The sequence below is a fragment of the Limosilactobacillus frumenti DSM 13145 genome (genome assembly GCF_001436045.1).
Classification (GTDB): Bacteria; Bacillota; Bacilli; order Lactobacillales; family Lactobacillaceae; genus Limosilactobacillus; species Limosilactobacillus frumenti.
In genome coordinates this window covers 261,813-276,706 of record NZ_AZER01000016.1, presented here as the reverse complement: position 1 = coordinate 276,706, position 14,894 = coordinate 261,813, and the positions used below count along the sequence as shown (strand labels likewise).

Here is a 14,894-nt window from a genome sequence, read left to right as displayed (position 1 = left end):
AGGAATTATTTTGGATTATAAAGAACGCAAGAAAATGTATAAAGTTGGTAAAAAGTGGGTAGTTGCTACTATAGTATCTACTTCTGTGCTGATGGGTGGGGTAGTTAGTGCCCATGCCGACCAAGTTACTACTAATAGTGATAATGCTGTTGTGACCAATACTGCTAGTCAACCTACTGGGTCCAGCTCTGATGTAACAAGTAACACCAGCACTAGCCCTAGTACAATTACTGGTGCCGTTCAAGTTCAATTAAAACAAAGCACTAATGTTGATACAGTACCTAGTGAAAACAATCAAAAAAAGTTGAACCCCTCTGCTGCTCAGGCTGTTAACAATGCGCATATTAATGTTAATAACTTGACAGAAGACCAAATTAATGAGCTGAATAAGATTAATTTCTCGAAGTCTGCTGAAAAAGGTGCTAAGTTAACCTTCAAAGATTTAGAAGGCATTGGCAATGCAATTGTTAAGCAAGATCCACGGTATACAGTTCCTTATTTTAACGCTAAGGAAATTAATAATATGCCAGCTGCTTATGCTGTGGATGCACAAACGGGTAAAATGGCGCACCTTGACGTGTGGGATTCCTGGCCAGTACAAGATGCTGTTACAGGATATGTTTCAAATTACAAGGGCTACCAGCTAGTAATCGCTATGATGGGGATTCCTAATACACCCTATGGCGACAACCATATTTATCTCTTGTACAACAAGTATGGTGACAATGACTTCTCACACTGGCGTAATGCGGGTTCAATCTTTGGTAACAAAGAAAACAATGTCTACCAAGAATGGTCGGGTTCTGCCATTGTGAACAACGATGGTTCAATTCAATTATTCTATACTTCTAATGATACTTCTGATTTTAAGTTAAATGATCAAAAGCTGGCTACAGCTACCCTGCACTTAAACGTTGATGATAATGGGGTATCAATCGCTAGTGTTGATAATAATCATGTTATCTTTGAAGGTGATGGCTATCATTACCAGACCTACCAACAATTTGCCGAGGGAAAAGATCGTAAAGATGATGATTACTGCTTGCGCGATCCACATGTAGTGCAATTAACAAATGGTGATCGCTACTTAGTATTTGAAGCCAATACTGGTAAAGAAGATTACCAAAGTGATGAGCAAATTTATAACTGGGCTAATTACGGTGGCGATGATGCCTTTAATATTAAGAGCTTCTTTAAACTTTTAAATAACAAGAAAGATCGTGAATTAGCTGGACTAGCCAATGGCTCGCTAGGGATCTTGAAATTAAATAACAATCAAGACAATCCAGAGGTAGATGAAGTCTACTCACCACTAGTATCTACATTGATGGCAAGTGATGAAGTTGAACGGCCGGATATTGTAAAACTTGGTGGTAAATATTATCTTTTCTCCGTAACGCGTGTTAGTCGGGGATCAGATACTGAACTGACTCAAAAAGATAATGCAACTGTCGGGGACAATGTCGCCATGATCGGTTATGTTGCGGATAATTTAATGGGTCCTTACAAGCCATTAAACAACTCTGGGGTTGTATTGACTGCTTCTGTTCCTGCTAATTGGCGAACCGCCACTTATTCATACTTCGCTGTACCAGTTGAAGGACACCCAGATCAAGTTCTGATTACTTCATATATGAGTAACAAAGATTTTGCTTCTGGTAAAGGTAATTATGCTACCTGGGCACCTAGTTTCTTGGTTCAAATTAATTCAGACAATACTACAATGGTATTGGCACGAGCTACTAATCAGGGTGATTGGATTTGGGATAATTCAAGCCGCAATGATAAAATGCTCGGTGTGCTTGATAAGAATGCTGCTAACAGTGCTGCTTTACCGGGTGAATGGGGCAAGCCAGTTGATTGGAGTTTAATTAACCGAAGTGCTGGTTTGGGATTAAAGCCTCATCAGGGAGCTGATCCATCAGAGCAACCAAATAATAAACCGGGTACTAATCCAGGCAATAAGCCGGGTACTAACCCTGACAACAAACCAGGTGATAAGCCAGGTACTAACCCTGACAACAAACCAGGTGATAAGCCAGGTACTAATCCTGATAATATTCCCGGAAATAATCCAGGACTAAACCCTCGTGAAACCCCTAATGAGGTACCAGGCAAATCAAAGATGCCTGGTATGACCAGTGATCAAAAACAATCAGAGAATAAACAACTGTTGCCGCAAACTGGTAATGGAAATGGATTAATGGCTTTATTTGCCGGATCACTTTTGGCAATGTTTGGTATTGCTACTGTTGAAAAGCAACATAATTAGCTTATTCTAATGGATTCAATGATCCTCTCGTAATATATAATAAAGTACACTAACAAGTTAAAACAAAATAAAATATAAGTCATGCATCATTATTCAATGTGAAGCATGACTTTGTTTTATAAAAAGTGAATTTGCTACTAGATAAAAGGATGGATTTATCTGCCTAGGTGGACCTAATAATGTTTTGTTGATATGAAGTGAATTAAGTTGCTTAATAGTTTCTGCTGTTAATATATTTTATTTAGTTATAAAAAGGTGCTTCACAGTTACTAGACCTAAATCTAATAATTGTGAAGCACCTTTATTCAATATAACTAATTATTACTAGTTAGTGATTATTATTTGGTTGCGTAGTGGTAGCAGGTGCAGACGAACTAGCAGGCGCAGAGGATGAACTAGCACTTGATTCCTCCGTCTTGCTAGAGCTGTTCAAGATACTTTCAACAGTCCGGCTTTCGGAGATTGAATTGCTTGATTCTGAGTTCTTCGATTCAGAACTAGCACTCGATTCATCATCGTCAGTCCAGGCACCGTACATCAAGGCCCACTTGGAATCCTTAATGACTAGTTGCCGTTTGCCGTTAACCCGAACGGCTTCCACCGTATCAGGCATCTTCCAATCAGAGGCGTGGTTCTCATTATCAAGGTATTGCATGATGCTCTTGTAAAGGAGAACCGCTGTCCGTTCATAAGCACTGTTAATGGCCCCATTATTGAATGGGTGATCAAACCCAGTCCAAACGGCGACAGAGTAGTTCTTCGTGTAACCAGCCATCCAGGAATCCATGACCCCAGATTGGTTAGAACCAGGGAAGTTGGTCGTCCCGGTCTTTCCGGCTTGGTTAACACCACTCATGTGCGCGGCCGTCCCCGTTGATTGACTGTTTGTGAAGACACCCTTCAGCATATCGGTCATCATGTAAGCAGTGGCCTTGCTCATGGCCCGCTTACCGGATGGACTAAAGTTCCGCGTCTTACCATCTTGGGTTGTGATCGAATCAATGTAGTATGGCTTGTAGTAAGTTCCACCATTTGCAAAGGCCGCATAAGCAGCAGACATCTTTAGTGGTGAGATGTACAAACCAATCCCGTTCTGGAGGTTGTATGGCTTCTTCTGGGAAATGCCGAGGCCCTTTAGGAAATCAGTAGCTCGAGAAATACCAACTTCTTGCAACGTCCGAATAGCGGGAACGTTCCGCGATTCAACGAGGGCGGACCGCATTGTCATATTACCCTTGTATTTGTTATCAAAGTCATGCAGAACCTTATCCGTTCCTGGCCAGTAGAACTTGGTATCAGAAACGGTCTTGAAGGTTGGCCATTGCAGGTATTCGATTGCCGGGCCGTAATCCATTAATGGCTTAGCAGCCGAACCAGATGACCGGTTTTCTTGGACAGCCCGGTCCAGGCCGTAGATAACGTTACCAGTATGCCGGCCACCCAGCATTGCAACCACTTGACCGTTGTGTGGATTCGTAACTGCCACCCCTGCTTGCATATTGTTACCTTGGAAAGCAACTTCATTATTAGCGGCATTGTACAAGTGCTTTTGGGCACCCAGGTCCATGTTAGTGTGGACTTGTAAGCCGTCCCGGTTAGGATCGTAACCCAATGCAGATAATTGGGTCATAACTTCCTTAACATATGGGTCAACGATCTTTTCCTTGACGTTGGTATCAGAAGATTCAACATCACCGTGGTTAGGGTCGAGGCCATCAGTCACACTATCTTGAGCAGCGCTTTGGGCTTGGCTCTTGGTAATGTAATTTGACCGCACCATCGCGTTCAAGACTTCATTCCGTCGTTCAGTGGCGTACTTGGTATTGGAAGCGAGGGGGTTGTAATAGGTTGGTGACTGCGGCATCCCGGCGAGTAAAGCCATCTGGGATAAGTCTAGATCATTCAAATTCTTACCAAAGTAATATTGAGCAGCGGTCTTCATTCCGTAGACTCCGTTACCCATGTAAACCTTATTAATGTAGAAGGTCAGAATTTGATTCTTACTAAAGTGCCGTTCCACGTTAATTGCTAACCAGGCTTCCTGGGCCTTTCGCTTGAAGGTCCGGTCAGATGCAGCGGTCGAGAAGACAGACAACTTAACCAGTTGTTGGGTCAAAGTGGATCCCCCTTGCATGCCATCGGACCGACCAATAATGTTGTTAGTGGCAGCACCGAGGATCCGGCGAATGTCAACCCCGTGGTGCTTGTAAAAGCGCCGGTCTTCAATCGCCACGACCGCATGCTTCAAGTTATCAGGAATCTGGTCTGCTTTGGCGTAGTCACGCTTTTGGGCCCCTAACCGTGAAATGACCTTGTCATTAGCATCATAAATAGTGGTGGTATTCTGACTGGCCAATTCGTTATATGACACCTTTGGGGCGCTCGAAGCATAGTAGAAGAAGAGGGCCGTTCCGGCGACAAACAATAACAGGATGACCCCGGCAACCCAGATCAAAATTCGTTTCAGCAGTGGCCCCTTACCACCGCCATTCCCGTCGTAATCTGAACTAGGGTAATTCAGATCTTCACGACGAGTTTCCTCGTTATTTGACATGATATTCTCCTTTACTCTTTATTGGCAATCATCTGGTCCACCGCATCGAGATAGGGGAGGCGGGGATTAAGACGGTAGTGAATTTGAAAACCAGCGGCACTGATATCTTTCAGTAGGATTGACTTTCTGCCACCGTCAGATTGCTGATCCCAGTACTTGAACAGGGTAGTTGCTGGTAATAGAAAAATTTGATCTAATTCGGTAAATTTAATGAATGCAAAGCAAATACCACCCTGGTCAACGCATTCACGCATGTGGCGGATTTGGTGGGGATGAAAGTTCTTTAATGGGAAGGAACGTTTATTACGGGTTTCCTTGGCATCAAAGTCAATGTAGTAACCCTTATAGACGCCATTGTAATCGGTCGTTGATGGTCGGCGGAAATAGGCCTCCCGAATGACCGCGGCGCTTCGTTTGGGATAATCAACCTTCACTAATTGGATTGGTGTGGGTTTCTTATGGATCACAGCAATGTGGTTAGCTAGGTAATACTGGTTACTATGGTTGATTTCATCTTCCAACGACATTCCTCGCTTAGCGTAAATTGACTGGTGAGGAGTCGGCAGATCACGAGAAGCAGAATAGTGTTTCCGTGGCTGCTGACCATTGGGATAGTGAATTGTCATTATTGCTCACTCTCCTAACTAGATGTATTATACCAGAGAAAGTTGTGAATGATTGATACAGAAATATTACGGAGGACTTTTTATGCACCGAATTTGGGTTAGTGGCTACCGGAGCTATGAATTAAATGTGTTTAAGGATGATGATCCCAAAGTTACGGTAATTAAGTCGGTCCTCCAGCAGGAACTCCATCAGCGGTTGGATGCCAGTGACGATGAATTTTGGTTAATTACAGGTCCCCAATTAGGGACAGAACAATGGGCATTAGAATGTGGCCTAGCCTTGAAGAAGGACTACCACCAGCTTAAACTGTCAATGATGTTGCCCTTCACTGAGTTTGGCCAGCAGTGGAACGAAGCTAACCAGGTCAAATTAGCACAATTACGTGAACAAGTCGACTTTGTCGCTTCAACTAGCGATCATCCTTACCAATCACCCCAACAACTTCGTAATTACCAACGTTTTATGCTCACTCATACCGATGAGTGTTTATTGATCTATGATCCTGATCACCCGGGCAAGCCCAAGTATGACTACCAGGCGGTTAAAAAATATGGTGAACGGAACGATTACCGCCTACGCGTAATTGACTTTGATGAGCTCCAAGAAGCGGCCACCGAATGGGAAGAGCGCGAGCGTGAGAAGAAAATGAGCGAACATGGTTATTAATAGTAGATAACGATTGGGCATCGAATAGTAGTTTCCTATATATAAGGAAAAAGTTGTGTGAGGGATTAATCCATTAATATCCGTTAAAGAATTAGCTATCAGTCAGATTCACTCTTGAAATTGCCAAATCGTTTCGGTATGATTGTTATTGTATTTGAAATCAAGCAATTGAGGTGTCAATCTTGGATAACATTAAATTTACAGCACAAGATATTTTGCATAAGCAGTTTAAAGAAAAGAACATTGGTAAGGGTTATGATGAAGCCGACGTCGATTCTTTCTTGGACGATGTTATCAAGGATTATGATACTTTTAATAAGGAATTGGATCGCCTGAACAGTGAAAATGAACAGTTACGGGCAAAGGTAGATGAATTGAACCGTCAAGTTGAAGTCGGCTCTTCAATGAATAACGGTGCCGCTGCCAGTCAACCAATTTCCAACGCCACTAACATGGATATCTTAAAGCGTCTTTCCAAGTTGGAACGCCGTGTCTTTGGTACCCAAATGAACAGTGGCGACGAAGGAAACGATTCTCATTTGCTTTAATTTTAAAAATTAACATTTTGCAAGTTTTGGGTAATTGAGCATAGCCATGCGCTATGTTAGGAAGGTCCATGCTCGCACAAGCTGCGATGCTTGTAGTGTTTGTGCTCGCTGAAACGATAAGGCGGGGCACCGATTCATTCGGTGACGGCGGAAAAAACGGCTACGGTTTTACTATGCCTGAGTATTCCTGAAAAGTGCCACAGGGACGACCTAACTAGGAAACTAGCTAGATGGAACGCGGTAAACCCCTCAAGCGGTAAACCCAAACTACGGTAGGGGAGCTTTGGATAACAAATTGAAGTGATTCCAGGGGAGAGCATTTTGCTCTGAGATAGATGATTACCTCGGTATAATCATTGCCTGATGGTTATACTACGACAAAACATGGCCTACAGATTCTTGCAAACAGGCGCCCGGGTTCGTCCCGGGTTTTTTATTAGCACTCAAAGTATTTATTTACTTTAACTTAAACAACAAAACAACATATCGAAAGAGAAAAATTTAGAACTACTAAATGACATAACTAGTTGGGTGCTTTTTGGTACGTAGATCAGCAATCGATTCATCGTAATCGTATTGGTAAAACTTCCTTTTATTATTCGATACCCAAAAATTACTTATTCACTTATCTCAGTGGCAAAAAATGTGAATAAGTTTTCTAACGATGGTTCAATATAATAGAGATATGTGGCAAGACGAGCTAATAATTACTACAATTCCCCGCAAATTCGGTCAGGAAATACTTAGTTAATTTTATGATGATTTACAACGACGATTACCTGCAAAGCAACTTTTTGTGATTTAATAATTGGAGTTTCTGGTTGTTGACTGTTTAGTTGTAGTAAATAAGGTATTGTTCTTCATGATGTTTCTTCTCCTTAGTTCAAAATGGTTTATTTTTATGTATCTTTACCATTTTTTACTACTTAAACACATTTTGGGAAAGAAAATTATTATATAAAATTAGGAAAATATTTCACTTATCGCATATCATCCATTTTTAAATTATTTGTAAGTAAAATACTCAATTTTATACTTGACATAAATTAATTTATACTTTATTTACTAATAACGATGAAATAATGTTTCCAAGCCTTAGTCGTGTTTGGAGTATCGTTTGATGAATAAACTTTATTCATTTAAATTTTACAACCATTGGTCTGAAAGTGCAGGTTACCTTCAAAAAGTAACGTAGAGTGATAAAACTGTTAAAAACTGTTGAACTTTAAGGAAAACTTTAATATCATGAGAGATGATTCAAAGTAATTATTGGATCCAATTAGTACTTTTTATATGTTTATTCAAAGGGAGAATAATAGAATAGCCAGAGTAATTTTAGAATAACTAGTAGAATTCATTTCTTTTAAAACTGATGGACACAAATAGGGGGAAAATCAGAGCTGGTCTAGTTTATTATCAAGTATCAATTCTGCTTTTTTTGTTACATGTAGGTAAATTTCTTTTGTAGTTTGGGCATCTTTATGACCGACACGGGCTTGAATCAAGTATAAAGGAACGCCTAATTCTGCTAACTTAGAGATATGGGTATGGCGAAAAGTATGTAGGGATAAGTGCTTACGGATACGAAGGTCCTGCTTAGCATGATGGAGCCATGTATTAAGAACTGTGTTTCCTAGCGGCTTACCACGGTCAGATGTAAAAACGAATTTTGCAGGTGAATCATGACTTTTCATCTCATTAATGCATAATTGAATAGCTTGTTCTGGAAGAACTACATCGCGAATACTTTCAGTTGTCTTAGGGCTTGGCTGCTTTTTACCTTGAACTAAAGTGCCGCGGACTGCCGCAATTACTTGTCCGTGGCTATTCGGGTAAATATTTTTTGGATATAAAGAAGCTGCTTCACCGTACCGCAATCCGGTTAAATAGAGGAATTCACAAAAGCGTCCATAATGTGGAGAACGCTGATACATATAAGAAAGCACGGCTTTTAGTTCTTCATCATCGAGGAAATTACGTTCTAGGTGATTTCGTGAAAAATTGTAGTGATAATTTATCTGGACATTATTAAGAGGATTACGGTTAAGGTACCGATGTTGCATCGCAAACTTAAAAATATTGTTGAGAGTTCCCCGAAACTTTTGCACGGTCGAATTTTTATAGTGGTGAACGTAGAATAAGTTATCAAAGTAATTCATGAGGAGACACGAGTTGATTCTTGTAATGATTGTGTCGTTGCCCAAATCATTAAGAATATGTTTAGCACGGCTTACATTATTCCGATAGGTATTGAACTTGACTCGCGGTCTGAAATAATTTAACCATTGGTGGACCACTTCAACTAATGTTATCTTTGGTTTTAATATTTGATTACCAGCCACTATCAGTCGTTGGTTAATGCGTTTTGATAATACCAAATGAGCTTGCTTTCGAGTATGACAGTTATTGCGATTATATGTGACGCACACGCGTCTGTATTTGTCTGTTAAAGGGTCTTTGTATTGTTCAACAAACTTAAATCGGTGGTTTGTTCTTTTTTCAATCCACATAAGAATTATCCTTCCTGCTTACCCCTGCAATTATATTGCAGCGTCGCAATTAAAAAGTGAAGCAATAATCCTTAGCTGATCTAGCTCCAGACGCGGGCCAATAGTATAATGATGATAGTAATTTGAACAAGGAGTAATATAATTTGCAAACATACCAATTAATGGCGACCGCGGCTTCTGGAATTGAGGCCCTTGTCGGTAAAGAACTAAGAGCTTTAGGATATGACACCCAGGTTGAAAATGGTCGAGTGCGGTTCACTGGGACAATGCATGATGTCTTGACGGCAAATGTCTGGTTACGAACCGCTGATCGAATTAAGATCATTGTTGGTGAATTTCAAGCAACGACCTTTGATGAATTATTTGAAAAGACTCGGGCTTTACCTTGGGAGAGTCTCTTGCCAGTCGATGCAGAGTTCCCAGTTGAAGGGAAAAGTCACCGTTCACAATTGCATAATGTCCCGAGCGTGCAGGCAATTGTCAAAAAGGCTATTGTTCGGCGGATCAGTGATGTTTATCATCGGCGTACGCGGTTGCCTGAAACTGGCGCTTTATATCCGTTAGAAGTTTCGATCGTTAAGGACCATGTCTTACTGACTCTAGACACAACCGGTGACAGTTTATTTAAACGTGGTTATCGGAAAGCCAAGGGTGGCGCTCCACTAAAGGAAAATATGGCCGCTGCTTTAGTAATGCTTGCTCATTGGTTCCCTGATAATCCGTTTGTTGATCCGGTTTGCGGGTCAGGGACGATTCCAATTGAGGCGGCGTTGTATGGTCATAATATTGCGCCGGGGATTAATCGGCCATTTGTCTGTGAACAGTGGGTGAACCTAGTTCCCGATGGGATGTCAGATGATGTTCGGGATGAAGCTGATAGTAAAGCTGACTACGACGTAAAATTAGATATCCATGGTTATGATATTGATCAGAACATGGTTGATATTGCCCAAGAAAATTGTCGTGCTGCTGGGCTTACACATGATATTACTTTTAAGCAGCTCGCGGTTAAAGACTGGCGAACTGATCAACAGAATGGGGTAATTGTTGCCAACCCACCATACGGGGAACGGTTAAGTGATCAGGAAACTGTGCGGGACTTGTACTGTCAAATGGGGCAACTTTATCGACCGTTAACTAGTTGGAGTAAGTATATTTTGACGGCTGATTTAGAATTTGAAAAGTTCTATGGTGCGAGAGCAACTAAGCGCCGTAAGCTTTATAACGGGGCTTTGCGGACCGACTTGTTCCAATACTGGGGTAAGAAGGTTCGGTAATATTATTAAATAATAATGCACATATCAATGGAATAATTTGCCATTGATATGTGCATTTTGCTTTAAAAAAATTTAAAATTTATCGTTTCACAAACAATTTGATTGACACAATACATTGTATTTAATCATAAAAACTGCAAGAAAGTCCATAAAATAGGCGAATTGTTCAGTTTATAGTAATATAAGTAAATTCTTAAAAAGTGGCATAAGCACCGTGATTTCGGCGTTTTTTGAAGTTGTATAATAACAGTCAGCATAACAACACAGAGGAAGCGTCTAGCATGACTGACAAGCAAGTTCAAAATGTTGATTTACACCATCATTATCATCATCGTCACCACCATCATCATCACCGGCATCATCGTCGGATGTCAAAGGGATTACGAATCCTTTGGTCCGCAATTGGCGCATTGGTTGTGGTGGCGTTAATTTTTGCCGGGGTTGCTTGGCATAATATTAGTGTTACTTCCAATGATATGTATAGCAAATCTGGTGCTGATGTTAAGCGGAACGCTAATCAAGTCTTGGCACAACGGAAACCAGTTTCTATCCTATTATTGGGAACTGATACCGGTGCATTGGGTCGTACTGATAAAGGGCGGACTGATACTATTATGATTTTGACAGTCAATCCCAAAACTAAGACCACCACAATCGTCAGTCTGCCACGGGATATGAAAGTTAACCTTCCTAACTATCCGCAATACTCTCCATCAAAAATCAATGCGGCGTATACATATGGCGGTGTCAAGGAAAGTATTAACACGATTCAAAAGAAGTTCAATATTCCAATCGACTTCTACCTACTTGTTAATATGAATGGCTTGGAAAAAGCAATTAATAAGGTCGGTGGTGTCAATGTTACTTCACCAATCTCCTTCAGCTTTGAAGGGAGCACCTTCCAAAAAGGAAAGACATACCACCTAAATGGTCAACAAGCATTGCGGTTCAGTCGGATGCGGCATGAAGATCCAAATGGTGATTATGGTCGTCAGCAGCGCCAGCGGCTAGTTATAGCAGCCTTGTTGAAGAAGTCGGTCTCCTACAAGACGGTCTTGAATAAGAGTTTCCTGAATTCCATTTCTAACAGTTCACAGACAGACCTGAGTCTGCACGATATGCTTCAATTGGCTCGTCATTATCGTAGTGCCCGTGCTCATGTGGTTCAGGATTACGCTGACGGTGATAATGACAACGAGGGTGGTACCTCTTTCCAAGTCGTCTCACATGATGAAACACAACGAATTACGAATTTACTACAAAATAGTTTGAAATAATAAGGAGTTTAGCAGTGAATAACAATAATTCTGAAGCAACGACTAATCGTGATAACCAAATTGACCTTCACCGGTTAATCGTTCTTTGTCGTTCGCACATTAAGTTAATGATAATTTGGACCTTGATTGTCGCGGTATTTGGCTTTGTGGTTGCTGAATTTGTAATCATTCCCCAATATACTGCTTCTACGCAAATCTTGGTTAACCAGAAGCATGGCAACAACAGTGATCAAGCTTACAATAACCAGCAAGCTGATATTCAAATGATCAACACGTATAAGGATATCATTACCAACCAGGTTATTCTGAAGGAAGCAAGTAAGCAGCTTGATAATCCAGTTGAGGTGATTACCCCAGCGCGGAAAGCTGTCTATCGGGAAAATGCGGCTGGACGGAAAGAACTTATTCGTGCATCACGGCCGGCAGTGGTTAAGCAGGTTCGTAATAAGTCTTACCATGTCACTACTGCACAATTGAAGAAGGCTATCTCAGTTCAAACTCAGCAAAACTCACAGGTATTCAGTTTGAATGTCAAGACAAATAATCCGCAAAAGTCAGCTGCAGTAGCTAATACCGTCTCATCTGTTTTCAAACGTAAGATTAAGAAGATTATGTCGGTTAACAATGTGACGATTGTCTCTTATGCCTCGGTTCCATCATCACCGTCATTCCCGAATAAGAAGCTATTTACTTTAGCAGGTGCATTATTTGGCCTGTTGGGTTCATTTGCTTATATTCTTATTAAGGATCTGACGGATACCACTATTAAGAGTGATGACTTTATGACCAGTGAGTTAGGATTAACCAACTTAGGAGCCGTTAGCCATATTCATATGGATTTGGTAAATGAACGACACAGTAGCAAGCATAGTCATCGACGTGTATAGGGAGGTCAATTGTGGTTAATTTATTTCGTAAGCATTCTCGAGTAGATAACAATAGTATTCATAATGGCGTTAAGTTGATCACGGTGGCTCAGCCTAAAAGTGTAATTGCTGAACAGTTTCGGACAATTCGGACTAACATTTCATTTATGGGTATTGACCGGCCAATTAAATCTCTAGCTTTTACGTCAGCTAATGTTAGTGAAGGTAAGTCCACTGTCGCTGCTAATATTGCCGTTGTTTGGGCAAATACTGGCAAGCGGGTTTTGTTGATTGATGCCGATTTGCGGCGACCTACGTTGCATAAGACGTTTAACCTCAGTAATCAGGTGGGGTTGACAAGTATTTTAACTGCAGATGAAGAAACTGTTGACATTACCAGTATGGTTCGTGGAACGGATGTCAACAATCTCTCGGTAATAACATCTGGGCCAATTCCGCCAAATCCGGCAGAGTTGCTTAACTCAAAGCGGATGCGTTCACTTCTTAACGCTGTGCGGAATGCCTTTGACGTTGTTATTTTGGATGTTCCACCTTTATTAGAAGTTTCTGATACGCAAGCTTTAATTAGTCAACTAGATGGCGTTGTTTTAGTCGTAAAGGTTGGTCAAACTCAAAAGATCGCTGCTAAACGAGCTGTTGAATTAACTAAATTGTCAAAGGCCAGACTACTCGGCTACGTCATGAACGATGTTGGGCGTGGCGGTGATTCCGCCTATGGATATGGTTATGGATATGGTTATGGTTATGGTTACGGATATGGCTATTCAACTGATAATAAGTAAGGACTGATCATTATGGTAATGGTTGACTTGCATTGTCATCTTCTTCCCGGAATTGATGACGGGTCAAAAAACATGGGTATCTCATTACAATTAGCGCGTGAGGCAGTTGAAAATGGCATCACACATGCCTTGTTGACTCCTCATCATATGAACGGTCGTTTTGTCAATCACAAACAAGACGTGATTCAGTTAACTGATCAGTTTCGTCAGCAGTTAGCCAGTCATAATATTCCATTAACGGTTTTTCCCGGCCAGGAAGTTAGGATTAATGGTGGGTTAATTGAAGCGTTAGATAAGGATGATATCCTATTTGCTGACGAAGGCAACCGTTACTTAATGTTGGAATTTCCAGATGATGATGTCCCTCATTACGCCAGTCAAATGATTTTTGAATTGCAACAACGGGGAATTACGCCAGTGATTGTTCACCCTGAAAGAAATACAAAAATTATAGCACATCCAGAATTGCTGTATGAATTATTACAGAAGGGATGTTTATCTCAAATTACCGCCAGCTCTTATGTTGGCACGTTTGGCAAGAAGGTTGCTAATTTCAGTCAACGGTTAATTGCCAATGGCCAGGGGTATGTCTTTGCTTCCGACGCTCATGATTTACCGGGACGCAAATATGAAATGCGACAGGCATTTGGAAAGATGAGTCAAGAGTTCGGACGATCACTTGCAGAACAATATGCGGATAATGCCCGTTCCATTATCAATGGTGAAGATGTTTTGAGTAATGATATTCGTCCACTGAAGAAGAAAAAGAAGTTTTGGCTATTTTGAATTATCTTAGGAAAATAACTTATTTTAGGGGATTTTAAACCAGAAAAGAGGGGTAAGCAATGCAGATGATCAATGAGGAGGATCTGGATAATCAGCATTCATTTCACTGGTATCGTGACTTTTTTAAACGTTTATTTGATATTGTTATTAGCCTAATTGCAGTAATCCTACTAGCTATCCCAATGCTTTTTATTGCTATTTGGATTAAATTGGACTCACCAAACGAACCAGTTTTGTTTAAACAAACAAATACGGATTGGGAAAAATGATGTACCATTCACAATACTGAAGTTCCGATCAATGAATAAGAATGCTCCTCATCAGATGGCTACTGAAAATTTTGATAATCCTGAAAAGTACATTACGACTGTTGGAAAAGTTATTCGAAAAACTAGTTTAGATGAATTACCACAGCTATTTAATGTATTAAAGGGCGATATGAGTATTATTGGGCCTCGTCCGTTGATTCCTGCTGAAAAGGATGTTTTAGCAATGCGTGATGAATATGGAGCTTCACGTATTCTTCCTGGTATTACTGGACTTGCACAAGTTCATGGGAGAGACGAAGTCACTGATGAGAACAAAGCTTCATATGACGGTAAGTATGCGTTGAATATTAGTCTTTTTCTAGATATTTCTATCTTTTTTAAGACAATATTTGATGTAATTCGTAGTCGAGGTATTCATGAAGGGAAACAGTAGTTTTGG

13 protein-coding genes and 1 other RNA gene are annotated in these 14,894 nt (G+C 40.7%); 11 read left to right on the top strand and 3 right to left on the bottom strand.

Going from position 1 to position 14,894, the window contains the following annotated elements; genetic code table 11:
* The first annotated feature begins 34 nt into the window (after positions 1-34).
* Positions 35-2,272: a glycoside hydrolase family 68 protein gene (locus FD27_RS05895; RefSeq protein ID WP_083482712.1), complete on the top strand. Its 2,238-nt coding sequence runs from the start codon at positions 35-37 to the stop codon at positions 2,270-2,272.
* 328 nt (positions 2,273-2,600) lie between these two features.
* On the opposite strand, the gene FD27_RS05890 is transcribed toward FD27_RS05895, so the two are convergent.
* Both FD27_RS05890 and recU read right to left on the bottom strand, forming a co-directional pair.
* Positions 2,601-4,826 (bottom strand): PBP1A family penicillin-binding protein, encoded by a 2,226-nt coding sequence (locus FD27_RS05890; protein WP_057750952.1) that lies wholly within the window; start codon positions 4,824-4,826, stop codon positions 2,601-2,603.
* Between the two features lie 11 nt (positions 4,827-4,837).
* A complete protein-coding gene (gene recU, locus FD27_RS05885) occupies positions 4,838-5,452 on the bottom strand; it encodes a Holliday junction resolvase RecU (RefSeq protein ID WP_057750949.1) in 615 nt (204 codons plus the stop codon).
* Positions 5,453-5,534: 82 nt separating this feature from the next.
* Between recU and FD27_RS05880 the strand changes: the two genes are divergently transcribed.
* From FD27_RS05880 to rnpB, 3 genes are all read left to right on the top strand, one after another.
* Positions 5,535-6,119, top strand: a complete 585-nt coding sequence (locus tag FD27_RS05880) for an SLOG family protein (RefSeq protein WP_057750946.1) — start codon at positions 5,535-5,537, stop codon at positions 6,117-6,119.
* 182 nt (positions 6,120-6,301) lie between these two features.
* On the top strand, positions 6,302-6,667 hold the full coding sequence (gpsB, locus tag FD27_RS05875; RefSeq protein WP_057750943.1) for a cell division regulator GpsB: 366 nt from the start codon (positions 6,302-6,304) through the stop codon (positions 6,665-6,667).
* Between the two features lie 22 nt (positions 6,668-6,689).
* An RNA gene (gene rnpB, locus FD27_RS08605) (RNase P RNA component class B) lies at positions 6,690-7,064 on the top strand.
* A 997-nt stretch (positions 7,065-8,061) separates the two neighbouring features.
* Here the strand turns inward: rnpB and FD27_RS05870 are convergent.
* On the bottom strand, positions 8,062-9,177 hold the full coding sequence (locus FD27_RS05870) for a tyrosine-type recombinase/integrase (protein WP_057750940.1): 1,116 nt from the start codon (positions 9,175-9,177) through the stop codon (positions 8,062-8,064).
* A 143-nt stretch (positions 9,178-9,320) separates the two neighbouring features.
* Here FD27_RS05870 and FD27_RS05865 point away from each other — a divergent pair, with 143 nt between their 5' ends.
* From FD27_RS05865 to FD27_RS05840, 7 genes are all read left to right on the top strand, one after another.
* Positions 9,321-10,454 (top strand): THUMP domain-containing class I SAM-dependent RNA methyltransferase, encoded by a 1,134-nt coding sequence (locus tag FD27_RS05865; protein ID WP_057750938.1) that lies wholly within the window; start codon positions 9,321-9,323, stop codon positions 10,452-10,454.
* A 281-nt stretch (positions 10,455-10,735) separates the two neighbouring features.
* A complete protein-coding gene (locus tag FD27_RS05860; protein WP_057750935.1) occupies positions 10,736-11,731 on the top strand; it encodes an LCP family protein in 996 nt (331 codons plus the stop codon).
* A 14-nt stretch (positions 11,732-11,745) separates the two neighbouring features.
* Positions 11,746-12,618, top strand: a complete 873-nt coding sequence (locus tag FD27_RS05855; protein ID WP_057750932.1) for a YveK family protein — start codon at positions 11,746-11,748, stop codon at positions 12,616-12,618.
* Between the two features lie 11 nt (positions 12,619-12,629).
* Positions 12,630-13,400 (top strand): CpsD/CapB family tyrosine-protein kinase, encoded by a 771-nt coding sequence (locus FD27_RS05850; protein WP_057750929.1) that lies wholly within the window; start codon positions 12,630-12,632, stop codon positions 13,398-13,400.
* Positions 13,401-13,412: 12 nt separating this feature from the next.
* The gene (locus FD27_RS05845) at positions 13,413-14,186 is read left to right on the top strand and encodes a tyrosine-protein phosphatase (protein WP_057750926.1); all 774 of its coding nucleotides are present in this window, start codon (positions 13,413-13,415) and stop codon (positions 14,184-14,186) included.
* A gap of 59 nt (positions 14,187-14,245) precedes the next feature.
* Positions 14,246-14,455 (top strand): sugar transferase, encoded by a 210-nt coding sequence (locus FD27_RS09015; protein ID WP_275453087.1) that lies wholly within the window; start codon positions 14,246-14,248, stop codon positions 14,453-14,455.
* A 31-nt stretch (positions 14,456-14,486) separates the two neighbouring features.
* The gene (locus tag FD27_RS05840) at positions 14,487-14,888 is read left to right on the top strand and encodes a sugar transferase (RefSeq protein ID WP_420814185.1); all 402 of its coding nucleotides are present in this window, start codon (positions 14,487-14,489) and stop codon (positions 14,886-14,888) included.
* Positions 14,889-14,894 lie beyond the last annotated feature (6 nt).